This is a genomic window from Paenarthrobacter sp. TAF1, from assembly GCF_052113825.1.
GTDB classification, from domain to species: Bacteria; Actinomycetota; Actinomycetes; order Actinomycetales; family Micrococcaceae; genus Arthrobacter; species Arthrobacter nicotinovorans.
On sequence record NZ_JBFRDO010000008.1, the window covers coordinates 78,315 to 100,659 of the forward strand.

General features: G+C 64.5%; 23 protein-coding genes and 1 riboswitch. Of the genes, 15 read left to right on the plus strand and 8 right to left on the minus strand.

Annotation, left to right across the window (positions count from 1 at the left end):
• The first annotated feature begins 13 nt into the window (after positions 1-13).
• From AB4Y81_RS12695 to AB4Y81_RS12705, 3 genes are read left to right on the plus strand one after another with little or no spacing between them, the layout of a single operon-like run.
• Positions 14-931 (plus strand): dihydrodipicolinate synthase family protein, encoded by a 918-nt coding sequence (locus AB4Y81_RS12695; RefSeq protein WP_018777954.1) that lies wholly within the window; start codon positions 14-16, stop codon positions 929-931.
• 6 nt (positions 932-937) lie between these two features.
• Positions 938-1,918: an ROK family protein gene (locus AB4Y81_RS12700; RefSeq protein ID WP_441996022.1), complete on the plus strand. Its 981-nt coding sequence runs from the start codon at positions 938-940 to the stop codon at positions 1,916-1,918.
• 10 nt (positions 1,919-1,928) lie between these two features.
• Entirely contained in the window at positions 1,929-2,615 is a 687-nt protein-coding gene (locus AB4Y81_RS12705) for an N-acetylmannosamine-6-phosphate 2-epimerase (RefSeq protein WP_018777956.1), read from the plus strand.
• A 60-nt stretch (positions 2,616-2,675) separates the two neighbouring features.
• On the opposite strand, the gene AB4Y81_RS12710 is transcribed toward AB4Y81_RS12705, so the two are convergent.
• Positions 2,676-3,545, minus strand: coding sequence for a sulfurtransferase (locus AB4Y81_RS12710; RefSeq protein WP_441996023.1), 870 nt, complete (start codon positions 3,543-3,545; stop codon positions 2,676-2,678).
• 110 nt (positions 3,546-3,655) lie between these two features.
• Between AB4Y81_RS12710 and AB4Y81_RS12715 the strand changes: the two genes are divergently transcribed.
• From AB4Y81_RS12715 to AB4Y81_RS12735, 5 genes are all read left to right on the plus strand, one after another.
• Positions 3,656-5,113, plus strand: a complete 1,458-nt coding sequence (locus tag AB4Y81_RS12715) for a dihydrolipoyl dehydrogenase family protein (protein WP_039239720.1) — start codon at positions 3,656-3,658, stop codon at positions 5,111-5,113.
• A 70-nt stretch (positions 5,114-5,183) separates the two neighbouring features.
• Positions 5,184-5,966, plus strand: coding sequence for an ABC transporter ATP-binding protein (locus AB4Y81_RS12720; RefSeq protein WP_441996024.1), 783 nt, complete (start codon positions 5,184-5,186; stop codon positions 5,964-5,966).
• Complete coding sequence (locus tag AB4Y81_RS12725) at positions 5,963-7,999, plus strand: YhgE/Pip domain-containing protein (RefSeq protein WP_018777960.1); 2,037 nt, start codon at positions 5,963-5,965, stop codon at positions 7,997-7,999. Before AB4Y81_RS12720 ends, AB4Y81_RS12725 begins: the two co-directional genes overlap by 4 nt.
• Complete coding sequence (locus AB4Y81_RS12730) at positions 7,996-8,628, plus strand: TetR/AcrR family transcriptional regulator (RefSeq protein ID WP_018777961.1); 633 nt, start codon at positions 7,996-7,998, stop codon at positions 8,626-8,628. The genes AB4Y81_RS12725 and AB4Y81_RS12730 overlap by 4 nt, the downstream gene beginning before the upstream one ends.
• A 141-nt stretch (positions 8,629-8,769) precedes the next feature.
• Positions 8,770-9,393 carry a hypothetical protein gene (locus AB4Y81_RS12735; RefSeq protein ID WP_441996025.1) on the plus strand — a complete coding sequence of 208 codons (624 nt, stop codon included), beginning with the start codon at positions 8,770-8,772 and terminating at the stop codon, positions 9,391-9,393.
• A 43-nt stretch (positions 9,394-9,436) separates the two neighbouring features.
• On the opposite strand, the gene AB4Y81_RS12740 is transcribed toward AB4Y81_RS12735, so the two are convergent.
• Positions 9,437-10,348, minus strand: coding sequence for an EamA family transporter (locus tag AB4Y81_RS12740; RefSeq protein ID WP_441996026.1), 912 nt, complete (start codon positions 10,346-10,348; stop codon positions 9,437-9,439).
• Positions 10,349-10,420: 72 nt separating this feature from the next.
• On the opposite strand from AB4Y81_RS12740, the gene AB4Y81_RS12745 reads away from it, so the two are divergent.
• Positions 10,421-11,332 (plus strand): LysR family transcriptional regulator, encoded by a 912-nt coding sequence (locus tag AB4Y81_RS12745; RefSeq protein ID WP_441996027.1) that lies wholly within the window; start codon positions 10,421-10,423, stop codon positions 11,330-11,332.
• Between the two features lie 6 nt (positions 11,333-11,338).
• Here the strand turns inward: AB4Y81_RS12745 and AB4Y81_RS12750 are convergent, their stop codons facing one another.
• Together AB4Y81_RS12750 and AB4Y81_RS12755 are read right to left on the minus strand one after the other, a co-directional pair.
• On the minus strand, positions 11,339-11,863 hold the full coding sequence (locus AB4Y81_RS12750; RefSeq protein ID WP_039239709.1) for a SixA phosphatase family protein: 525 nt from the start codon (positions 11,861-11,863) through the stop codon (positions 11,339-11,341).
• 95 nt (positions 11,864-11,958) lie between these two features.
• A complete protein-coding gene (locus AB4Y81_RS12755) occupies positions 11,959-12,825 on the minus strand; it encodes a winged helix-turn-helix domain-containing protein (RefSeq protein WP_441996028.1) in 867 nt (288 codons plus the stop codon).
• Between the two features lie 661 nt (positions 12,826-13,486).
• Between AB4Y81_RS12755 and AB4Y81_RS12760 the strand changes: the two genes are divergently transcribed.
• The 4 genes from AB4Y81_RS12760 to AB4Y81_RS12775 all read left to right on the plus strand — a co-directional run bounded on the left by AB4Y81_RS12760 (position 13,487) and on the right by AB4Y81_RS12775 (position 18,118).
• Complete coding sequence (locus AB4Y81_RS12760; protein WP_018777966.1) at positions 13,487-14,227, plus strand: response regulator transcription factor; 741 nt, start codon at positions 13,487-13,489, stop codon at positions 14,225-14,227.
• A gap of 3 nt (positions 14,228-14,230) precedes the next feature.
• Entirely contained in the window at positions 14,231-15,730 is a 1,500-nt protein-coding gene (locus AB4Y81_RS12765) for a sensor histidine kinase (RefSeq protein WP_039239705.1), read from the plus strand.
• A 132-nt stretch (positions 15,731-15,862) separates the two neighbouring features.
• Positions 15,863-16,024, plus strand: a riboswitch (cyclic di-AMP (ydaO/yuaA leader).
• A gap of 5 nt (positions 16,025-16,029) precedes the next feature.
• Positions 16,030-16,887: a hypothetical protein gene (locus AB4Y81_RS12770; protein ID WP_018777968.1), complete on the plus strand. Its 858-nt coding sequence runs from the start codon at positions 16,030-16,032 to the stop codon at positions 16,885-16,887.
• A gap of 172 nt (positions 16,888-17,059) precedes the next feature.
• Positions 17,060-18,118 (plus strand): glycosyltransferase, encoded by a 1,059-nt coding sequence (locus AB4Y81_RS12775; RefSeq protein ID WP_441996029.1) that lies wholly within the window; start codon positions 17,060-17,062, stop codon positions 18,116-18,118.
• Between the two features lie 7 nt (positions 18,119-18,125).
• Here AB4Y81_RS12775 and AB4Y81_RS12780 read toward each other — a convergent pair whose 3' ends face one another.
• Genes AB4Y81_RS12780 through upp form a run of 4 tightly spaced genes read right to left on the minus strand, consistent with a single transcriptional unit; the run spans position 18,126 to position 21,355 of the window.
• Positions 18,126-19,517, minus strand: a complete 1,392-nt coding sequence (locus tag AB4Y81_RS12780; RefSeq protein ID WP_431230140.1) for a pyridoxal phosphate-dependent decarboxylase family protein — start codon at positions 19,515-19,517, stop codon at positions 18,126-18,128.
• A 49-nt stretch (positions 19,518-19,566) separates the two neighbouring features.
• Positions 19,567-20,250: an HAD-IA family hydrolase gene (locus AB4Y81_RS12785; RefSeq protein WP_189076135.1), complete on the minus strand. Its 684-nt coding sequence runs from the start codon at positions 20,248-20,250 to the stop codon at positions 19,567-19,569.
• Positions 20,251-20,295: 45 nt separating this feature from the next.
• A complete protein-coding gene (locus AB4Y81_RS12790; RefSeq protein ID WP_018777972.1) occupies positions 20,296-20,673 on the minus strand; it encodes a VOC family protein in 378 nt (125 codons plus the stop codon).
• Between the two features lie 46 nt (positions 20,674-20,719).
• Positions 20,720-21,355, minus strand: coding sequence for a uracil phosphoribosyltransferase (upp, locus tag AB4Y81_RS12795; protein WP_441996030.1), 636 nt, complete (start codon positions 21,353-21,355; stop codon positions 20,720-20,722).
• A 22-nt stretch (positions 21,356-21,377) separates the two neighbouring features.
• Between upp and AB4Y81_RS12800 the strand changes: the two genes are divergently transcribed.
• Together AB4Y81_RS12800 and AB4Y81_RS12805 are read left to right on the plus strand one after the other, a co-directional pair.
• Positions 21,378-21,935: a nucleoside deaminase gene (locus AB4Y81_RS12800; RefSeq protein ID WP_441996031.1), complete on the plus strand. Its 558-nt coding sequence runs from the start codon at positions 21,378-21,380 to the stop codon at positions 21,933-21,935.
• Positions 21,936-21,959: 24 nt separating this feature from the next.
• Complete coding sequence (locus tag AB4Y81_RS12805) at positions 21,960-22,340, plus strand: VOC family protein (RefSeq protein WP_064722613.1); 381 nt, start codon at positions 21,960-21,962, stop codon at positions 22,338-22,340.
• Positions 22,341-22,345 lie beyond the last annotated feature (5 nt).

Consider the following 22,345-nt stretch of genomic DNA (forward strand, 5'->3'; position numbering starts at 1 on the left):
AACGGAGAATTCTGTGTCCACTCAGTTCCAGGGCGTCATCCCCCCGGTCATCACCCCCCGCCACGCTGACGGCAGCATCGACACCGCGTCGCTGAAGAACGTCACCAAGCACCTGATCGACGGCGGTGTGTCCGGCCTCTTCGTCCTGGGCTCCTCCGGCGAAGTCCCGTACCTCAGCAACGACGAGCGTGAGCTGGTGGTCTCCACCATCGCCGACGCCAACGCCGGCGCGGTTCCGCTGATCGTGGGCGCCAACGAGCAGACCACCAACCGCGTGATCGAAGAAGCGCGCAAGGTGGTTGACCTGGGCGCTGACGCGATCGTAGTCACCTCCATGTACTACGCAATCGGCAACGCAGCGGAAACCGAAACGCACTTCCGCAGCATCCACGCCGCCATCGACAAGCCGATTTTCGCTTACGACGTCCCGGTCCGCACGCATTTCAAGCTGCCCACAGACCTCCTGGTCCGCCTCGGCCGTGACGGCGTCATTGCCGGTGTCAAGGATTCCTCGGGCGACGACGTTTCCTTCCGCCAGCTGCTCCTCGCAGCCAAGGACATCCCCGACTTCGACATCTTCACCGGTCACGAAGTTGTGGTGGACGGCGCCCTCCTGGGCGGCGCGCAGGGCGTTGTTCCGGGCCTGGGCAACGTCGACCCGGCAGGCTACCGCCGCCTGTTCGACGCCGCGCAAGCAGGCGACTGGGCAGGTGCGGCCCGCGAGCAGGACCGCTTGGCCGACGTCTTCGAGATCGTCTACACCCCCAACGGACGCGTCTCCGGCGGTGCCGCCGGCCTGGGTGCCTTCAAGACCGCGCTGCAGGTGATGGGCGTGATCGAGTCCAACACCATGAGCTCGCCCATGCTGTCCCTGAATGAATCCGAGACTGCTGCGATCCGCGAAATCCTTGAACGGAACGGGCTGGTCTAAGCATTCATGACCGCTCCCCTAGCCCAAGCGACCCACGTGATCGGCGTTGACCTCGGCGGCACCAAAACCGCTGCCGGGGTTGTTGACTCCGCTGGTGTTGTGCTGATGTCGGAGACTATTCCGACGTTGAACCGGGCAGGTGGTGAAGCGATCCTCGACGCCACCTCTGCGCTGATCGCGGGCTTGGTGGAGCGCGCTGCCGACGCTGGACATACCGTGTCCGGCGTCGGTGTGGGCTCCGCAGGGGTTATCGACGCCGCTTCCGGGACCGTGGTGTCGGCAACGGATGCCATCCTCGGCTGGGCCGGGACGGCGCTGGCCGCCGGCCTGTCGGCGCGCCTCGGCCTGGACGTGCGTGCCGTCAACGACGTCCACGCCCATGCCCTCGGCGAAGCCTGGCTGGGTGCCGCCGCGGGATCGTCGAGTTCCCTCATGGTGGCCTTCGGGACCGGCGTCGGAGGCAGCTTTGTCCTGGACGGCACCCCTGTTCTTGGCTACCGGTTTGTCGGCGGGCATGTAGGGCACTTCGCTTCGCCTTACGCCACGTTCGACGGCGTTCCCCTGGCCTGCGTCTGTGGCTCTGCCGGGCACGTGGAGGCGATCGCTTCCGGACCTGCCATCCACGAGTCCTACCTCCGCTTGGGGGGTTCTGCCCTGGATGCCGCTGACACCCGTGGCGTGTTCGCGCTGGCCGAACCTGACAGCAACGCCGACGCAGCCACCGCGAGCACTCTCGCCGCGGCCCGAGCCGTTGAACTCGGCGCTGCCGCCGCCGGGCAAGCCGTCGGTGGCCTCATTAATATCCTGGACCCTGAAACCGTCGTGGTCTCCGGCGGCCTTGCCGACGCGGGCGGCCTCTGGTGGAAACCCATGGAGATTGCCTTGCGCCGGGAACTGCTCTCGCCGCTGCTTTCCGTGCCGGTAGTCCGGGCAACCCTCGGCAACAGCGCTGCCATTGTTGGTGCTGCGAAATTCGTCCTTCAGTAAGGAAGACATCTTGATCCTCACTCCAGCAGGCCTCGAAGGCCTCCGTGCCCAACTGATCGTCTCCTGCCAGGCCTACCCGGGCGAGCCCATGCGCGATCCCCGGACCACCGGGCAGGTGGCCGCTTCGGCCGTGATCGGCGGGGCTGCGGCGATCCGTGTCCAGGGGTTGGCCGACGTGCAGTTCACGCGCACCGCCGTCGAGGTCCCTGTCATTGGCCTGTGGAAGGACGGCCACGACGGTGTCTTCATCACTCCCACACTGCGGCACGCCCTCGCTGTGGCCAATGCCGGTGCACACGTTGTAGCCATTGACGGGACACGGCGTTCCCGACCGGATGGGCTTTCCCTCGCCGGGACCGTCGCCGGAATCCATGCGGAATCCCATGCTTTGGTCATGGCTGATTGCGGTTCGTTCGACGACGCCGTCGCCGCCGTTGAGGCGGGCGCGGACCTGATCGGGACCACCTTGGCCGGCTACACCGGCGAGCGCCCCAAAACCGACGGGCCGGACCTGGAGCTCCTGGAACGGATCGCTTCTGCCGGCTTGGGAAAGCCCTTGATAGCCGAGGGCCGCATCCACACCCCCACCCAGGCCCGCCAAGCCCTCGACGCCGGCGCCTTCGCCGTGGTTGTCGGGACCGCCATCACCCACCCGGCCAGCATCACGGGCTGGTTCAAGGGTGCGATGCACGCGTAGCTGCATTTTCTGCTGGATCATTCCGTGGACCCACCCTGTGTGTGCCCCACATGGCGTGGGTTACCCCGCTCGGGACGGCGATGATCCAGCAGAATCTCCACGAACCTGTCCCCAGGACGTCTCCACCGGCCTATCCAGCGCCTGTCCGTACTGGGACCACCCGCCGACAAACAGCTTGCCGCGGCCCATTCCCAGGTGCTCCATCATCAGCAGGTTGTGGCAGGCAGTCACCCCGGAGCCGCAGTAGGAAATGGTGTTGTCTGCGGACTTTATGCCTGCCCGTTCGAAGTTCGCACGGATCCGGAGTTCGGGCAGCAACTGCCCGGAAGGGTCGAGGTTGCCGCGGCAAGGGACGTTGACGGCTCCGGGTATGTGGCCCGGACGAGGATCGATGGGGTCCTGTTTGCCCTCGAAACGGTCACGGTTCCTGGCATCCACCGTCACGTACCTCCCGGAAGCAGCGTCCGAGATGTCGGCGAGATGGCCCGCCGGCCATGCCCGGGCCGTGAAGTTCCCTCGCGGCCTTGGCGCGGTTTCATCGGTGAGTCGGCCTGGATGGGAGTCCATCCCTCCCTGCAGGACCGCTGCCTTGTGCCCCGTCGACCTGAGCATCCACACGAGCCTGGCCGCGATGACTCCACCGGCGTCGTCGTAGGCAACTACTGTGTCCGCGTCATTGATACCGGCGGCCCGCATCCCCTCGGCGAACACTTCGGGATCGGGCAGCGGGTTTCGCCCGGTCTCAGGGGACGCCGGACCGGATAGCCAGCGGTCCAGATCGATGAACACCGCGCCAGGGAGATGCCCGCGCAAGTACTCGTCCCTCCCGGACGAGCCGTCGAGATACCATCGGGTGTCCGCCAGGACGATGCCCTCACGGCGCCCCGCACACCACTTCCAATCAACAAACGGCCTCAGGTGTTCGTTCATGTTCGGCAGCCTAATCAATCAATCCATATTTTGAGATATGGATATCAAAATATGGACAATGCAAAACTCCTGCCCTCACAACGCCAGCGGAGCGGTTGTAGGCTTTCCCCATGACTGCCGAGAGCTCCCGCGAATACGACGTAATAGTGATCGGCGCAGGCGCCGTTGGGGAAAACGTGGCGGACCGGGTGGTTCGGGGCGGCCTCTCGGCAGTGATCATTGAAAGCGAATTGGTTGGCGGCGAATGCTCGTACTGGGCCTGCATCCCCTCCAAGGCACTTCTCCGCCCCGGCAGCGTCCTCCATGCCGCCCAGGGAATTCCGGGTGCGACGGAGGCCGTTACCGGAACTATTGATGCCAACGCAGCTTTGAAGCACCGGGACTGGTTCACCAACAACTGGCAGGATGGCAGCCAGGTTGAATGGCTGGACAGCGCCGGCATTGACCTGATTCGCGGGCGCGGCCGGATAACCGGCCACCGCGAGGTTCACGTGGATGGGCTTGACGGCAACAGCTACGCCCTCAAGGCACACCACGCCGTAGTGGTCGCCACCGGCTCGAAGCCCACCGTCCCGGGTATCGAAGGCCTGCAGGACGTACCCTTCTGGACCACCAGGGAGGCCACAGCAGCCAAGGAAGTTCCGAAGCGGTTCGTCGTCCTCGGCGGTGGCGTGGCCGGCGTCGAACTGGCCCAGGCATTCGCCCGCTTGGGTTCCAACGTCACGCTGGTGGCGCGGGGGCGGCTGCTGAGCAGCTACGCGGAGGAAGCAGCGAACCTGGTCCTGGCCGGCCTTCGCGCCGATGGCGTCGCGGTCCACCTCCATAGCGACGTCCACAAGGTGGAGAAGAACGACGACGGTTCCATCACCGTGGCGCTCGACGGCAAAACACTCGTCGCCGACCAGCTGCTTGTCGCCTCAGGACGGCATCCCGCCCTGGCCAATCTGGGCTTGGAAAGCGTTGGCCTTGAAGCCCGGGACGGCAAAGCGCTCCGGCTCACGACGGATGCCAGCGGGCTCGTCGAGGGCCCATCCGGCGGCGAAAGCAACGGACCGTGGCTCTATGCCGCCGGAGACGCTGCCGGAAAGGTGCTCCTGACACACCAAGGCAAATACGAAGCGAGGGCAACAGGGGACGCCATTGTGGCCCGGGCCAAGGGCGAACTGAAAGGCAGCCCGCAGCCTTGGAGCCCCTGGGCGCATACCGCCAATGATCACGCGGTGCCCAGCGTCGTCTTCACCGACCCCGAGGTTGCGTCCGTGGGTCAGGGCCTTGAGCAGGCACTCCTGCAGGGCAAGAACGTTACGGGGGTAGAACTTCCCATCAACGTCAGCGGCTCACAGTTGTACTCCCCGGACTACAAGGGGTGGGCCCAGATTGTGGTGGATGAGGACAGGAAGGTGATCCTGGGAGCGACGTTCGCAGGTCCCGGCGTCGCCGAACTCCTCCATTCGGCGACGATCGCCATCGTTGGGGAGGTGCCGCTTGACCGGCTCTGGCATGCGGTTCCGTCGTATCCGACCATCAGCGAGGTATGGCTGCGGCTTATGGAAAAGTATGGCCTCTGATTCTTATTTGAACTGACCAGTCAGTTCAGTTAGACTTTCAGCAGACAACAGTTCTGCGAAAGGCTTCATTGTGCTGTCCGTACAGCAACTCCAGATCAACGGCCGCCGGGACGATCTCCTCCCGGCAACCTCGCTCCAGGTGCACCGCGGCGAACTCCTCCTGGTTGCAGGGGAAGGCCAGGACCAGCGGACCGCCCTCGCTTTGGCCCTGAGCGGCCGCATGAAGCCCAGCAACGGCGTCCTCAGCTGGGACAACACCACCAAAACAAAGAAGATCAGGCTTGCCAGCGCCCTGGTGGACTCCCCCGGAGTCAACGAACCGGAGCAGCACCTCAGCGTCCGCGACCTCGTCACCGAAGACCTTTCCCTTATCCCGCGACGCTACCGCGGTGCGCTGCTGAGCAAACCCTGGCTCAAAGTGAACAGCTTCGAGGACATCGCCGGCCTCTGGATCGAACAACTTCCCGCCGGCCGACGCCTTGAACTGCTGACGGCCCTCGCCCTGGCAGACCCTGCCACGGACCTCCTGGTCATCGACTCCCCCGACCGACACAGCGCGGATCCTGAGACCTGGTTGCCCCGGCTCCAGGCATTGGCGGCCGACGCCGGGCGGCCGCTTGCCGTCGTCGCCGTCGTCGGTGCCCTCCCGGACAACTGGACGGGCGCCGCAGCCGTGATCGGCAACTCAGTGACCCATCCCCCTGAACCGGAAGCGGAGCCCGCGCCGGCACCGGCCGAGCCAGCCGCCGTCGTCGAACCGGCCGTCGAACCCAAAGCCAAGCACGCCGCCGGCGCAACGCCGGACGTGACCGAAGAACCTGAAACCGAAAACCTCCAAAGGACTGCAAAGTGACTGTTCTGCGGCTTGCCCGCTCCGAACTCAAGCGCATGACCGGCGGGCTCCTGCCCAAGCTGACCATCCTCGCCCTGACCATGGTTCCGTTGCTGTACGGCGCCGTGTACCTGTACGCGAACTGGGATCCGTACGGCAACCTGAACCAGATCGACGCTGCCTTGGTGGTCGAAGATACCGGAGCGACGTCGAAGGACGGCACCGAGCTGCAGGCCGGCAAGAAGGTGGCCGACAGCCTGGAAGAAGGCCATGTCTTCAACTGGAAGCAGGTCTCCAGCGCGGAAGAAGCCGACGCCGGCGTCCGGACGGGCGAATACGCCTTCGCATTGCGTATCCCCAAGGATTTCTCAGCAAACCTGGTCTCGCCCGGCAGCTTCGACGCCGCAAACCAGGCCATGCTCCATGTCACCACCAACGACGCCAACAACTACCTCCTGAGCACCATCGTGGACAAACTCACCACTGCCGTGCACTCGACGGTGGCCAAGGAAGTAGGCGAGGAAACGGCCAACCAGCTCCTCACCGGTTTCGGCACCATTCACGCGTCGATCGTGAAGGCAGCCGACGGCGCGTCCGAGCTGGCCACGGGCGTCGGAAAACTCAGCGACGGCGCCGCGACCCTCCACACGGGCACCGGCCAGCTGGTCACCGGTGCGGATCAGCTCGTGTCCGGCCAAACCCAGCTGCGGGATGGCGCTGTGCAACTGAACACGGGTGCCGGCCAGCTGAGTTCCGGCCTCACGGAATTGAAGAACAAAACGGCCACTTTGCCTGCCGATTCGCAGAAACTCGCGGACGGTGCAGCCCAGGTGGCCGCTGGAAATGCGGAGCTGAACGCCAAGGTCCAGGAGGTCGTCGGACAGTTGGACGCCGCCGACAAGGGCCTGCGCAACCGCGTCGTGGAGTCGAACGCACGGCTCGTCACGGCGGGCGTGCTGACACAGGAGCAGGCCGATAAGGTCCTGGCAGATTTCGATGCCGCCGCAGCATCCAGCCCGGTCACCGATGCCAAGGCGAAGATCTCCGGTGATGCGGCCAAGATCCAGCAGCTCTCGGACGGTTCGGCAGCAGTGAGCGCAGGCGCCCAGAAGCTTGCCGGCGCCACGCCGACGCTGACCGATGCCATCTCGCAGGCTGCGGCCGGTGCCGGGCAGCTGAATTCCGGCGCAGCAACCCTGGCCGCCGGCCAGCAGACCGCTTTGGACGGCGCAGTAAAGCTCGACGACGGCGCCCGCCAACTGGACGACGGCGCGGGACAACTTGCCAGTGGTGCAGTGACCGCTTCCGATGGCTCGCACACGCTGGCCACGGAGCTCGCCAAGGGTGCGGGTGAGATCCCCAACCCGAACGATGAACAAAAGAGCAACGTCTCCAAGGTCATCGCCGACCCCGTTTCGGTTAACAACGTCTCCCAGGCGAAGGCAGGTTCCTACGGCGCTGGATTGGCGCCCTTCTTCCTGACCTTGGCCCTGTGGATCGGTGTCTTCATGCTGGTCCAGGCCATGCGGCCAATCACCCAGCGGGCCCTGGCGTCGAACGCCCCCGCCTGGAAAATCGCCGTCGGAGGCTGGCTGCCGTTCTTCGTGGTCTCGGTGCTGCAGGCCACCATCCTCACCCTGGTGGTGGACCTCGGACTTGGCTTGAATCCGGCCCATCCGATCGGCATGTGGCTGTTCATGCTGGCCGCGGTGATGGCGTTCAGTGCCATCATCCAGGGCATCGTGGCGCTGATGGGTACGCCCGGCAAGTTCGTTGTGCTGATCCTGCTGGTCCTGCAGCTGGTCTCCTCCGGTGGTACCTTCCCCTGGCAGACCACCCCCATGCCGCTTCATGTGGTGCACGAGGTCCTGCCCATGGGTTACGTCGTCACTGGCATGCGGCACCTGATCTATGGCGGTGAACTCAGCATGATCTGGCCGACGGTTCTGGGCCTGCTTGGATACACTTTGCTCGGAGCGGCGCTGTCCACGCTGGCAGTCCGCAAGCACAAGATGTGGACTCTGAAGACCCTGAAGCCGGAGATCGCAGTATGAGCACCACCCAGCCATCCGATTCCGGCGATACCGGAAAGAAACTGCGCCCGGGTCGCACCAACGCCACCAAGCAGCGCCTGTTCGAAGCGTCCATGGAGCTGATCGGCGAACGTGGTGCAGCGGGAGTGACGGTTGACGAGATCGCGGCCGCCGCAGGAGTGTCCAAGGGGACTGTGTATTACAACTTCGGCAGCAAGTCGGACCTGATCGCGCAGCTCCTGCGGCACGGCGTGGACATCATGCTGGTTAGGCTCCAGGACGTCCAGGGGCAAAGCAGTGATCCGCTGGAATCCATGAAGAACATGGTGGCACAGGCCATGGAATTCATGGACGACTACCCGTCCTTCGCCCGGCTGTGGGTCAGCGAAAACTGGCGGACACCCGGCGAGTGGAGCGCTGTGTTCACCGAACTCCGCGCAGAGCTGCTGGCCGTGATCGGTTCCGCAGTTGAGCGCGTCGCCGCCGGCTACAAGGTTGACCAGAGCATTGTCCGAGGCAGCCTGGAAGCAGCCATCTTCGGGGCCATCTTCGTGGTGGGCCTGGACCGGCAAACGTACAATCCGGAGCGGACCCGCGAGCAAAGCGTGGCCGCAGTGATGACCATCATGCACGGCTACGTGATCAAGTAGCTTCAGGCACGTTGTGAGGCCCGGTCTGCGTGGCATGACGCGCTCATAGGCTGCTCAGCAGGCCCCGCAACGGTATGCAACTGCAATGTACGACGGCGTGGCGCGGCCACATGGTCGGCGATGATTAACCTCATGCGTCACATGGGGAACAGCGGGAAGCTTGCGGTGGTGGCCGCCTTTGTGTCCCTGGGACTCTTGGTCATGGCAGCCGTCGTGCTCGAGGAATTGGTGCTGTACCTGTTCCTGGGCAGCGTGCTGCTCTGCTACCTGGCGTCCCTGGTCCAGGTCTTCAACCGGCGGCGGTACTTTGTGATCCTGCTCGGCGCCATCGGAACGAGCCTGTTCATCGGCTGCAGCATCGCCTTCCTGCGGATGTGGGGCATCGCGTTCACCCAGGATGCCAACGCTTTGGGCAGTGCGGTGAGCACCAAGGACTCTGACATCTATTTCTACTTAGCGGTGGCCGCCGGGGTGGGAACACTGGCCGTCATGTTCCTCGGAGCCGTGGTGCCTTCGTTTGGTTCGCGGGCTGCAGCTCCCGCGAAACGGCCCGTCCCTGCGGCAAGGAAACGGCCGGCAGCGCGCACGCCAACTTCCCGCAAGGCGACGCAGTCCAAGCGTCCGGTTGCGCCGGCCCAACGCCCCGCGGGCACTGCAAAGCCGGCTGCCCCTAAGCGCCCCTCACCATCCCGGACGCCGACCACGGCAGCCAAGCGGCCGGCGTCGAACGCTCCAAACCAACGCAAGGCAGCGCCCAAACGCTAACGCCCCTGCGTTGCGAGGCCCGCTCTACGCGCTTACGCCAGGTTTAGACGCGCAGAGCGGGCCCCACAACGGGAACATCCGGGCGTTTCCTTGGGATTCCCAGCACCGCCGTCGCAACGCCGAGCAGCAGGATCAGGCCACCCATGACTTCGGTGGGCGTGGGAATTTCGTTCAGGACCAGCCACGCAGCCGTCATGCCCACCACCGGAACCAGCAGCGTAAAAGGCACGACGTCGGAGCTCGGGTACAGCGACAACAGCCGGTTCCAGATGCCGTAACCCACCAACGAGGCAAACACCGCCGTGTAGACCGCGCTCAGGACGGTGGCCGGCTGCAGATCCGTGAGCGTGCCCCACACGACCCCGGGCCCGTCCACCAGCAGCGACAACCCGGCCAACGGCAGCGGCACCACAGCGCCAGACCACACCACCAGCCCCAGGCCCGATGCAGCTTTGGAATGACGCGCCACCACATTCCCCACGGCCCAGGACAATGCCGCCGCGAGCACAATCATGAGCGGCAGCACGGGCGCCACGGCACTGCGTCCCAGCGCCACGACGGCCAGGCCTGCGATACCGAGCGCCACGCCGACCAGTTGCCTCCGGCTTGGCTTCTCGCCGAGGAAACGCGCGGCGAGCAGCACCGTAAACAGCACCTGCGCCTGCAGTACCAGGGACGCCAGGCCTGCAGGCATCCCCAGCGCCATGCCGAGGTACAGCAGACCGAACTGCCCGGCACTCATGAAGAGCCCGACGCCGATAATCGCCTTCCAGCTGACGTCCGGTTTCCGGATGAAGAAGATGAAAGGAAAGACCACCAGGAGGAAGCGCATGGCCACGAAGAGCAGCGGCGGGACGTCCCGGCCGTTCGTGTGGAGTCCGAGGTCGATTGCGACGAAGTTGATGCCCCAGAGGACGGCGACAAGCACGGCAAGGAAGGAGTGGCGAAGGTTCACAAGTACACTCTGACGCCCTTTTCCTTGAAGCACCAGCGTTGAATTCAGCAACAAACCAAGTAGATTTGCTTCATGATCGATATCTCGGCTTTGCGCGCATTGGTCGCCGTGGAACAGCACGGTTCCGTAGTGGCCGCCTCGGACGTCATGGGCTACAGCCCCTCAGCGGTTTCCCAGCAGATCAAGAAATTGGAGAAGCAGACAGGCGTGGCCGTCCTGGAGCGGAACGGCCGTGGAGTGCTGCTGACTGAGCGGGGGCTGGCGCTGGCAGGGTACGGCCGGCGGATCATGGGCGAACTTGAGGAACTCCAGGCAACCCTCCTCGCCGATCCCGCCAAACCGTCTGGGCTGCTGCGGTTGGTGGCTTTCTCCACGGCCTGCCGGGGCCTGGTAGGACCGGTCCTCGGACGAATGGCGGCCGCACATTCCGCGCTGGACATTACCGTCCTGGCGGAGGATCCCCGGGAAGCCGTGCAGCGGGTGGCATCGGGCGAAGCCGAACTGGCGGTAGTCCACAACTGGAACTCCGTTCCGCTGGTGATACCGGAAAACGTCGTGCACGAGGACCTCTGCATCGACCAGGCCGATGTCCTGGTCAATAGCACGCACCCGCTTGCGGCGCGTACCGCCGTCGAGCGTGAAGACCTGCTGGACGAGACGTGGATCAGCACCCCGGCAGGAGCCATCTGCAATGAGGCTCTTTTGCAGATCTTCGCCGGACTGGGCCGCGTCCCGGACATTCGCGTTTACGATCCCGATTTCTCTACCCACATCGCCATGGTCGAACAGGGGGTGGCGATTGCACTGGTCCCCCGCCTGGGCAGGCCTACCCTGCCGCCCGGCGTAGTGGCCATTCCCGTGGTCAGGCCTGCCCAGCAGCGATCCGTGGGAATCGTGTACAGGAAGACCATGACGGCCAGCCCCAACATCCGGCACGTTGTCCGCTTGCTGCGTGAAGTGGCCGCTGAGGAATTGACTGAATAGCGGCAGCTAGTGGCGGGGCACAGTGAAGTGCGTCAGCCGCGCATCCTGCCCGTCGAGCTCAGCCCAGGACTTTTCCGTTTCCATGACCGTCAACGCGCTGGTTGGGTAGCGGGTGGCGGCATCCATGTAGGCGTCGTGATCCGAATCCCGGGAGGCCAGGTGCATGGCGAGATCCTGCACCCCCGGCATGTGCGAGATAACCATGAGCGTTGTCACCGTGTCCGGCACGTGGTTGATGACCGTCAGCATGCGGTTGGCCGAGGCGGAATACAGGCCGTCCTCAAGTTTGGGCGTGGGCGCCTTCTCCCCGAGCTCGTCGCACACCCAGGTACAGGTCTGGCGCGTCCTCAGGGCTGAGGAACAGAGGATGAAGTCCGGAACAACACCGTTTTCGAGCAACCACTTGCCGGCCAGCGGCGCCTCGCGGTGTCCGCGTTCCTCCAGTGGACGCTCATGATCCGGCACACCCGTGGGCCAGTCGGCCTTGGCATGGCGCATGATCACAAGCCGCTTGATGTGATGGTCACTCATAGACCCAACCCTATAGCCCGCGAACGCACATGCTCACTGGCCGGACAACGCGAAAGCGCCCGCCCTGGAGGGCGGACGCTTTCGCAGTCAAAAGATTAGATCGAGTATTCCGGAGCGGCCCAGACGATGACCTCGGGGTGCTCGTAGAAGCGGTAACCCTGTCCACGGACTGTACGCACGGTGTTCGCCAGGCGGCCCAGCTTGGAGCGGAGGCGGCGGATGTGGACGTCGATGGTGCGCTCGTTCGGCACCTCTTYGGCGTTGCGCCACAGGCCTTCCAGCAGCTCGTCGCGGCCCACGGTGCGGGTGCCGTTTTCGACGAGGTAGTTGAGAAGCTCGAACTCCTTGAACGTCAGGTTCAACGACTCGCCATCCAGGTGCACTTCGCGACGGGCAAGATCGATCAGCACGCCTGAGGGGCGGGCTTCCTGTTGCGGTGCCGGACGTGCCGCTTCCGCACGCTGGCGGGAGGCTACGGTGGGGTCGCCGAAGGTGGAACGCACGACGTCGAGCGCGGACCCGGGTGCCCCGGCGGGAGCGACGGCCACTGCCGCGTAGCTCTCGGCACCGGTCACCAAGGACTGCGCGTAGGCACGGATTTCCTGGGCCAACTTGGCAATGGAGGTTCCAGCCGCAGCTGCGGTCTCTTCGTCAATACCCATGTAGAGCACGAAACCGCGGGCCACGTTGTCGTTGGCGACGGGGCGCAGCCTGTCCGACTGGGCGATCACCGGCGTGGGCGCAGTCATGGGTGCCGGCTCGGCGGCAGGTACTGCACGCAACTGGCCGTAGGAGTTGGGGTTGTAGCCCTGCGGCACGTACCCGGGAGCCTGCTGGCCGGCGCCTTGCTGGGCGGGGGCGTAGCCGGGGCGGTTGCCGAAACCGGGGCGGAGCCCTGCGTTCGACGCGGCCTTGTTGGCGTTACGGACGGAGATGTGGACGTATCCAGATGCAACTGACATGGAGTGCTTACCTCAAAAGTGAATAGCCGTCATCGCGGCTTCGAATGCTGAATGTCCCCGCAATGAGTTTGGGGAGGGGCGCCCAACGCTGGGCTAGGGGGCGAATGCCTGAAACTTCTTGGGGTGGAAAGTTAGGCTTGCATTCGACAACAGCGGTCATCATGGCCAGCGGGTGTGCTGGACCAGGTTGCTGCGGCTGCAGGTGCTGTTGAGTTCTTGTTCACATTGGAAGTGTGCAACGTAACAATGGCAACACGCAAGTAACAAAGCGCCGAACCGTCCACATTTTGAGACGTAGAGGTCTATTGTGCTGCAAATCACAATTCCGTGGACCCCTAAAATGAACGCCATTTCATTCGCTGCGAGGAAGAAATATTAGCCTTCCAGTGAATTTTCTTCGGTTGATCGGGCATGATTCGCACTCTCGTGTTCGCGATCGCAGCTGATTCGGAATCTCACGTTCTGAAACACTTGTTGTCCAATCGTCGGGCGGCAACTTCTCGAATTTTTTGTCCGGAATCTGGTAGAGACGGCGAAATCGTCCCCGGTTTCAGGACCAAGTGCCACCCCGGGCCGGGTCCCACCTCGCTAGTGTTGACTTCACAGCGTCTTCACAGGACCGGCAAAGCGCTGGCAAACCAGCAGAACAGAGAGTTGTCCCATGGCCTCCTCGCACTCCATGACCAACAACCTTCCCCAGCTCACCCATCCTGACGGGTCCCCCATCCGTGCACTGGTGGTGGATGACGAACCCAGCCTTGCCGAACTCATGAGCATGGGTCTCCGCATGGCCGGCTGGTCCGTAGCTGTGGCTGCCGACGGTCCCGGGGCGGTGAAGCTTGCCAAGGAATTCCGACCCGACGTGCTGGTGCTCGATGTCATGTTGCCCGGATTCGACGGCGTGGAGGTCCTCAACCGCATCCGCGCCTTCGCCCCTGAAGTTCCCGCGCTGTTCCTCACCGCAAAAGACGCCGTCCAGGACCGCATCGTTGGCTTGGCAGCCGGGGGCGACGACTACGTCACCAAGCCTTTCAGCATGGAAGAAGTCCTCCTCCGCCTCCACCGGCTGGTCCAGCGTTCCGGCGTCGCTGCCATGGACACCGCCGAACTGGTGGTGGGAGACCTGACCCTGAACGTGGACACCCGGGAGGTAACAAGGGCCGGCGAGGACATCACCCTCACCGCCACGCAGTTCGAACTCCTGCGCTACCTCATGGAAAATCCCAAGCGCGTCGTCAGCAAGGCCCAGATCCTGGACCGCGTCTGGGACTACGACTTCGGCGGCCAGGCCAACATCGTGGAGCTCTACATTTCATATCTCCGCAAGAAGATCGAAGCGAACCACCCACCCATGATCCACACCATCCGTGGTGCCGGCTACGTCATCAAACCCGCGGACTAGGCATTGGGCACCCTTTCAGGAGTTGCCAGGAGCTCCCGGCGCAGCTGGCTCAATCCCTCCACCTGGCATTTACGCACCCGCCTGGTGCTGGTAGCCATGGCCTTGCTGGTGGCAATCTGCAGCGCCGTCGGAATCGTCAGCTACGCCTCCATGGACGCGGTGTTCAACAAGCAACTGGACCAGCAGCTTCAACAGGCCTCCAGCCGCGCGAACGAGTTCGGTAGGCCGCCGTCGAGCTTTCCGAACGCACCGTCCGGGAGGCCGGATCCGCTGGAGGCCCGCGGCCAGGCCGCCGGGACGCTGAACGCCCGGATCGACGGATCAACTGTTCGGAGTTCAGGCCTGATCGACGCCCAGGGCAAGAGGGTCTCCCTTTCGGACGCCGACGAGCAGGTACTTCTGACACTCCCCCGGGACAGCCGCCCTGTGGACCGTTCCCTGTCCAACGGCGACTACCGCCTGGTGGCCGTGACAACAAACTACGACGACGTGATCGTGACCGGTCTGCCGCTGGCGGACAAGCAGACCGCCGAGGCGTCCCTGGTCTGGACCATGGTGCTGGTATCGCTGGGCGGTCTGGTGGTGATCGGCCTGGTTGGCACGGTGATTATCCGGCGAACCATGCGGCCGCTTGAGCAGCTCTCCGAAGTGGCCACCAAGGTTTCACGCCTCCCTCTCGACGCCGGCGAGGTGGCACTTGCGGTGCGGGTCCCGGCGTCGGCTTCCCATCCCGGCACTGAAGTAGGCAGCGTCGGCTACGCCCTGAATCAGATGCTGAACAACGTATCCAGCGCGCTGGAGGCCCGGCAGGAAAGCGAAACCAAGGTGCGGCAGTTCGTCGCCGACGCCTCCCATGAACTGCGTACCCCGCTGACCGCCATCCGCGGCTACACCGAGTTGCTGCGGATGACCGAAAACTTCACGGACGACGGCAGGAAGTCGCTGGCCAGGGTCCAAAGCCAGTCCGAGCGCATGACCACGCTGGTGGAGGACCTCCTGTTGCTTGCACGGCTGGATGAAGGCCAACCGGTCAAGGTCACCGATGTGGACCTGACCCAGCTTGTGGTTGAGACAGTGAGCGACGAGAAGGTCATGGCCCCGGACCACATTTGGCAGCTCTCGTTGCCTGATGAACCCATCACCGTCCGCGGCGATGCCACGCAGCTCCACCAGGTGCTGGCCAATCTGCTCTCGAACGCCAGAAAGCACACAGATCCCGGAACTACGGTTGTCACCGGCGTGATGCTCTCGGCTGACGGCAGTGCAGTGGTGACCGTGACGGACAACGGGCCCGGCATTCCGGACGATTTCCAAGGCCGGATCTTCTCCCGCTTTGCCCGGGCCGACGCAGCGCGGTCGGGGTCGGAAGGAACGTCAGGCCTGGGCCTGTCGATCGTGGAATCAATAGTTGAAGCGCATGGCGGAAGCGTCGAAGTGACCTCCCGTCCGGGTCGTACTGAATTCGCCGTGAGGCTTCCAACCGTGAGCGGCGGACAACTGTAACGATCCCGGCAAGGCGACTCACCGTCGTCGTGATCTCTGTTACCTAAATGTGACTTCTGCGGAAACCTCCTGTACCGTCGAAAGGGTGGGTCGCCCCAACTGGCCCACATCCGGGATGCGCCGAGCTCTGCCACTTCCCGGAGTCCGTACTTTCTCCGAGGCAGAGACGGGGGACCCAGAGTCTCCGGGCCCAGGCATTTATTGCCTGCCCTTGGGGTGAAGCCGCAGCGTGATGCGCGGCCGGATGACCTCATCCGAACCCGACAGCTAACTCCGCAGGCGCTGAGAGGTAATCACACATGTCTGAATTTAACGATCAGACGCGCCCTTCCGCGCGTCACCGCGACCATAACGACAACCCGTCGACCAAGTCGCAGTCAGTCCTCAAGAAGGCAGCCCGTGACGGCAAGTCCGGTGCACGCATGTCCGTAGTAGCCGGCGTTATCGCCGCTGCACTGGGCGTTGCATCGCTCGGAACCGCCGCCAACGCAGCTCTTACTCTCCCTGAGGCAAGCCGCGTGGCCGAAGCCCGGACCGCCGCCGAGGCCAGCAACAACAAGGCCGCCGAGGAAGCCGCAGCAGCCAAGAAGGCCGCAGCTGAGAAGGCTGCCGCCGACAAGGCCGCAGCTGACAAAGCCGCCGCCGAAAAGGCTGCCGCTGACAAGGCTGCCGCCGACAAAGCCGCTGCCGATCAGGCCGCCGCCGCACAAGCAGCAGCCGACCAGGCCGCCGCAGAAAAGGCTGCCGCCGAAAAGGCCGCCGCTGACGCTGCCGCAAAGCAGGCAGCCGACGCCGCTGCTGCCGCCGCCGCAGAAGCCGCAGCCGCCGCAGCTGCTCCCAAGGCTGTGGATGACCCCGCTGCTGCCAAGGCCTACGCCGCCAGCATTCTGGGCAGCTACGGCTGGAGCGCCGCCGAAATGACGGCACTGAACACGCTGTGGGAGAAGGAATCCAACTGGAAGACCACTGCCACCAACGCCTCCAGCGGCGCCTACGGCATTGTCCAGTCCCTTCCGGCCGGCAAGATGGCTTCTGCCGGCGCTGACTGGCAGACCAACTACCAGACCCAGATCAAGTGGGGCCTGAACTACATCAAGGAACGCTACGGATCCCCGTCAGCTGCCCTGGCCTTCCACCTGGCCAACAACTGGTACTAAGCCAAGCTGTTTGATTGCCGCCCCGGCTTCCGCCGTTTGCCTCAGTTCTTACTGGAGCGGATGGCGGGAACCGGGGCGGCTTCTTTCGTTTTCACAGGTGCTTGCCGGGGCTCACAGTAGTGTCACAGCTTCCGCCTAAAGCGTTCATAATCTGATCCTTCATTCTGGATCCATGACCATCACGGATCCAGGGACCGTAGTCCACCACCCGCAGGACCCGGGCGTGGGCGTCCCCGCCCGGGTTCCTGTCCTGGACCTCACCGTGCCCGTCTGCGACGAGGAAGCGCGGCTAGAGGCGAACCTCCGCCGGTTGCACAGCCACCTCATGGAGTCACTGCCGCACGCGTTCCGGATCACTGTTGCCGACAACGCCAGTACGGACGGTACGCTTCGGATAGCCGAGCGTCTGGCCCGGGAACTGCCCGAACTTCTCGTCGTCCGTTTCCAGGACAGAGGCCGTGGGAACGCGCTCCGCCAGGTCTGGCAAAACTCGCCCTCGCCGATCCTGGCCTACATGGAAGCCGAGCTGCCGGCGGACCTTTCCGCCTTGGCACCCTTGCTGGCCCCGCTGCTCTCCGGGCACTCGGATGTCGCTGTCGGCACCCGGCTGTCACCGGCCTCGCACACGAACCTGAGCCCGCAGCGGCAGATCATTTCCCGCAGCTACAACGCCCTGCTGCGGACCCTCATGGGCGCCCACGTCTCCGATGCCCAGTGCGCTTTCAAAGCCATCCGGGCCGACGCCGCACGCAAGCTCCTCCCCTACATCAAAGACGACCGCTGGTTCTTTGACACTGAACTCATGATCGACGCTGAGCTCTGCGGTTTGCGCGTCCACGAGGTCCCCGTGGACTGGACTGACGATCCCAACTCAAGCGTCGACGTTGTACGGACAGCCTTTGCCGATCTGCGCGGTATGGCGCGGTTGATGCGCGACCTCGCCCGGGGACGGGTCCCCGTCCGTGAGCTTAGGAGGGAGCTCGGTGCGGTGGCGGAAACGGGAAGCGGTATTCCCGGCAGAGTACTTCGCGCCCTGGGGTGGGCTGCGGTCTTCGTCGTTGTGGTCCTGCTGACGTCCAATCCCCTCGGTTTATTGCCGGGCGCCTTGACCGCGCTGGTTCTGACGGGATTGGCCGCCCGGGTGGCCGCAGGGTTACGCGTCGTCCTGCGCGGGCAGAAGTCCGCCCACCGTCCCCACAGCATTGAGCTGCCGCAGGCCAGGGCACAGTAACGGGCGTCTATTCTTCAGGTTCCGCCTCAACCGCGCCACGGACGGCTGCGATGGACGCTGCAACGTCCCCGGCGTCCGTGGTCCAGTTGCTCACCGAGATCCTGAGGATTTCCCGGCCGCGCCAGGAAGATCCGGACATCCACACCGCCCCCTCGGCCATGAGCCGCTGCGTGATCCTGTGGGTCCGGTTATCGCTGCCGAAGCTCACGGACACCTGGGTGAACACCACGTCATTGAGGATCTCAACCCCAGGGATAGCGGCCAGGCCTTCCGCCAACGCCCGTGCGTTCGCTGCGAGCCTGTCCACCATGGCGATCACACCGGAGCGGCCCAGCTGCCGTAACGCAGCCCACACGGGGATGCCGCGTGCGCGCCGGGACATCTCAGGAACCTTCTCCAACGGATCCCCCAGGCCTGTTTCCGTGGCGATCAGGTAGCTGGTGTGGACACTGAACGCGCGGCGGAGGGATTCCGGCCGCGAGACGATCGCCAATCCGCAGTCATAGGGAACGTTCAGGGTTTTGTGGGCATCCGTGGCCCAGGAATCTGCCTCCTCGACGCCGGCCAGCCTCGGCCTCAGGGTGGGGCTGACGGCTGCCCACAAACCAAAAGCACCATCAACATGGACCCACGCTCCGCGGTCGTGGGCCACCGCGATGGCTTCTTCCATCGGGTCGAAAGCGCCTGAGTGCAGGTTGCCCGCCTGCAGGCAGACCAGCGACGGTCCGGGCTGCTCATCCATGGCCGCAGCCAAAGCTTCGGGAATGATCCTTCCCTGCCGGTCCGCTTCAACAGGGACGCATGCTCCCAAACCCAGATACCGCAGCGCCAGGTCCACGGCGGCGTGGCGCTCCCTGCCGGCAAAAGTGGTGATGCGCGGCCCGCCGTTGAGTCCCAACGAGTCCAGGTCCCAGCCTGCCTCATCCATCAAAAACTGTCGTCCCGCTGCCAGGCCCACGAAGTTGGCGGTGGTGGCACCGGTAGTGAATCCGACGTCGGACGTTGCCGGAAGGTGGAGAAGGTCCAGCAGCCAGGCAGCCGCGGATTCCTCGATGGCGGCCGCCGCCGGTGTGGCGAAGCGGAGTCCGGTGTTCTGGTCCCATGCCGACACGAGCCAATCGGCGGCCATGGCTGCGGGCAGGGTCCCGCCCATGACCCATCCGAAGAACCGGCCGGACTGGATGGCCATGAGGCCGGGTTCAGCCAAAGCGGCGAGTTCATCCACTACCTCGGCGGCATCGGTGGCCTCATCAGGCAGCCGCGGCAGGATGCTTTTAGCCACCTGGTCGGCGTCGTACGAAGGACGGACAGGGCGGGTAGGCACTGACGTGAGCCAAGCACCGGCATGGACCATGGCCCGTTCCAATGCAGCACCGTAAGCCTCCGGCATCGCAGACATGCGCACAGCCTACGCCCGGTTAACTGGCTGGAACAGTACGAATTGAAAGCTAGAGGGTCAGCGTCAGGAGGTGGCCGCCGTCGTCATCCTTCACGACGGTGACCGTCACGGCTGAGTAGTCCAGGATCCGCCACATGCCAGGCTCAAGGCCGCCGCCTGCGTCGCCCACCACAACAGTCCGCATCCCCGCGGCCCGCGCAGCCGCGATACCTGCCGGTGCGTCTTCGAAAACCACGACGTCGGCCGGCTCGGCTCCCAGCAGCGCGGCCGCTTTGAGGTAGCCCTCCGGATGCGGCTTGCCCCGGGTGACGGACTCTGCGGTGACGGTGGTGGACGGCATGGGGAGCCCGGCGGCCTGCATGCGGATTTCGGCCAGGATGCGGTCTGCGGAGGTAACCAACGCAATGGCCTCATCCGGCAGGCCAGCCAAGAGCGCTTCGGCGCCGGGYAGCGCGATCACACCGTCCGTCCGGGACCGCTCCATTTCACCGAGCTCGGCAGTCAGCGCCTCCATGTCGGAACCCGCGGGAGCATAGCGGCGCACAGTATCGCCTGCCTGGACGCCGTGGGACGTGCGGAGGATCTCGTCGAAGTCCAGGCCATAGCGTTGGGCGAACTCCAGCCACACCTGTTCCACGATGGCCGTGGAATCGACCAGAGTGCCGTCCATGTCGAAAAGGACGGCACGGGCATTCAGCACCGGCGGGGAGGCAGGCTCGGCAGGATGGCTCATGGTTCCATCCTGCCGCACCCGCGGGACGTGGTGCTGCTGTGTGACTTAGCCGTTCGGCCGCTGCGGCAAGTACTGGAGGGCCCACTTGTTTCCGTCGGGGTCGGCGAAGTACACAAAGTGGCCCCAGTCCTGGATGTCGACATCGCTGACGTCCACGCCGTTTGCCTTGAGCTGATCGTGGGCTTTGTTGATGTCGCTCACCACCACCTGCAGGTTAGGGGCGGTACCTGGAGGAGCATCTGACAAGCCCTCGCCGATAGCGATGGAGCAGGCCGAACCCGGCGGGGTCAGTTGCACGAAGCGGATGCCGTCCATGGGACGCTCGTCAAAGTCGGCGTTGAAACCGACCTTGTTGACGTAGAAATCCTTCGCGCGGTCGACGTCGGACACAGGGACAAATACCAGTTCAAGTTTCCAGTCCATGCGCCACAGGCTAACGGGGCCGTCAGGAAACCGGTAGGGGTGTGAGTCAGCCAGCCACGCCGTAGAGGCGGTCGCCAGCGTCGCCCAGGCCGGGCACGATGTAGGACTWTTCGTTGAGTTTCTCGTCGATCGAGGCCAGGACGATCTTCACGTTGGCGTCAGACAGCTCTTCTTCCAGCTTGGACAGGCCTTCGGGGGCTGCGAGGAGGCAGATGCAGGTTACGTCGGAGGCGCCGCGCTTGAAGAGGAATTTGATGGCCTCCCGCAGGGTGCCGCCGGTGGCGAGCATGGGATCCAGGACGAAGATCTGCCGGCCGGTAAGGTCCTCGGGGAGGCGCTCGGCGTAGGTGATGATATCCAGTGTTTCTTCATCGCGGGCCATGCCCAGGAAGCCGACCTCGGCYGTGGGAACCAGCTTGGTCATGCCCTCCAGCATGCCCAGCCCTGCGCGCAGGATGGGGACCACCAGCGGCGTGGGCTTGGTGAAAGCCGTGCCGATGGTCTTGGTGACGGGGGTCTCGATCTCTACTGGCTGGACCTTGACCTCGCGGGTGGCTTCATAAGCCAGCAAGGTGACCAGTTCTTCGGTGAGTTGCCGGAAGACCGGTGAAGGGGTGTTCTTGTCCCGCAGAACGGTGAGCTTGTGAGCGACCAGCGGGTGGTCCACGACGAGTGTGCGCATCCCCCAAAACTATCATTGAGACATGAGCGCCACCGAGCCGTATCACGCAGAACACCTGGCCTGGATGGGCCTTGCCCTGGACGAAGCCCGGTTGGCGTTGAAAACCGACGACGTCCCGATCGGCGCCGTGGTGCTGGGGCCCGACGGCGGCGTGCTGGGTTCCGGACGTAACGAACGGGAGGCGCACGGTGACCCGACCGCCCATGCCGAGGTGGTGGCGATCCGCCAGGCGGCCGCCGCGCTGCAAGGGCACGCGCTTGAATTCGGCGAAGGCGGCGACGGTTGGCGGCTCGAGGACTGCACGTTGGTGGTCACCCTGGAGCCGTGCGCCATGTGTGCCGGGGCGATCGTCCTGGCCCGCATTCCCCGCGTCGTTTTCGGCGCGTGGGACGAGAAAGCAGGAGCGGCGGGATCCGTGTTCGATATCCTCCGCGAGCGCCGCCTCAATCACTGGGTGGAGGTCTACGCCGGGGTCCGCGAGCAAGAATGTGCGGCGCTCCTCAAGGACTTCTTCGCCTCGCATCGCGCTCCAGCAGGACACGCTCCGGCGGAACACGCTGTAGAGCACCGCCCATCCTGATCCCTTCCTTCACGGGAGCAAGCCATGACAGTTTCGTTCAATCACACCATCGTCTACGCCACGGACAAGCAGCGATCCGCAGAGTTCCTTGCCCGGATCTTCGGGCTCCCGGCACCGAAGCCCATGTGGTCCTTCGTCACGGTGTCCTTCGAGAACGGCGTGACACTGGATTTCCTGGGCGCGGACGGGGACATCACACCGCAGCACTACGCCTTCCTGGTCAGTGAAAAAGAGTTCGACCAGATCTTCCTCAGGATCACCGCAGAACACGTGCCCTACTGGGCCGACCCTGCACGTTCCCGAGGGCAACAGATCAACCACAACGACGGCGGCCGCGGCATCTATTTCGCGGACCCCGACGGACATTTCCTGGAGGCGATCACCCGGCCGTACGGTTCGGGCTGATGGTG

What these genes read in the sequence shown, in the direction of transcription:
- AB4Y81_RS12700 (WP_441996022.1), top strand. Translation starts at nt 938, where the DNA reads ATGACCGCTCCCCTAGCCCAAGCGACCCACGTGATCGGCGTTGACCTC.
- AB4Y81_RS12710 (WP_441996023.1), bottom strand. Translation starts at nt 3,545, where the DNA reads ATGAACGAACACCTGAGGCCGTTTGTTGATTGGAAGTGGTGTGCGGGG.
- AB4Y81_RS12715 (WP_039239720.1), top strand. Translation starts at nt 3,656, where the DNA reads ATGACTGCCGAGAGCTCCCGCGAATACGACGTAATAGTGATCGGCGCA.
- AB4Y81_RS12730 (WP_018777961.1), top strand. Translation starts at nt 7,996, where the DNA reads ATGAGCACCACCCAGCCATCCGATTCCGGCGATACCGGAAAGAAACTG.
- AB4Y81_RS12735 (WP_441996025.1), top strand. Translation starts at nt 8,770, where the DNA reads ATGGGGAACAGCGGGAAGCTTGCGGTGGTGGCCGCCTTTGTGTCCCTG.
- AB4Y81_RS12745 (WP_441996027.1), top strand. Translation starts at nt 10,421, where the DNA reads ATGATCGATATCTCGGCTTTGCGCGCATTGGTCGCCGTGGAACAGCAC.
- AB4Y81_RS12750 (WP_039239709.1), bottom strand. Translation starts at nt 11,863, where the DNA reads ATGAGTGACCATCACATCAAGCGGCTTGTGATCATGCGCCATGCCAAG.
- AB4Y81_RS12760 (WP_018777966.1), top strand. Translation starts at nt 13,487, where the DNA reads ATGGCCTCCTCGCACTCCATGACCAACAACCTTCCCCAGCTCACCCAT.
- AB4Y81_RS12770 (WP_018777968.1), top strand. Translation starts at nt 16,030, where the DNA reads ATGTCTGAATTTAACGATCAGACGCGCCCTTCCGCGCGTCACCGCGAC.
- AB4Y81_RS12775 (WP_441996029.1), top strand. Translation starts at nt 17,060, where the DNA reads ATGACCATCACGGATCCAGGGACCGTAGTCCACCACCCGCAGGACCCG.
- AB4Y81_RS12780 (WP_431230140.1), bottom strand. Translation starts at nt 19,517, where the DNA reads ATGTCTGCGATGCCGGAGGCTTACGGTGCTGCATTGGAACGGGCCATG.
- AB4Y81_RS12790 (WP_018777972.1), bottom strand. Translation starts at nt 20,673, where the DNA reads ATGGACTGGAAACTTGAACTGGTATTTGTCCCTGTGTCCGACGTCGAC.
- AB4Y81_RS12800 (WP_441996031.1), top strand. Translation starts at nt 21,378, where the DNA reads ATGAGCGCCACCGAGCCGTATCACGCAGAACACCTGGCCTGGATGGGC.
- AB4Y81_RS12805 (WP_064722613.1), top strand. Translation starts at nt 21,960, where the DNA reads ATGACAGTTTCGTTCAATCACACCATCGTCTACGCCACGGACAAGCAG.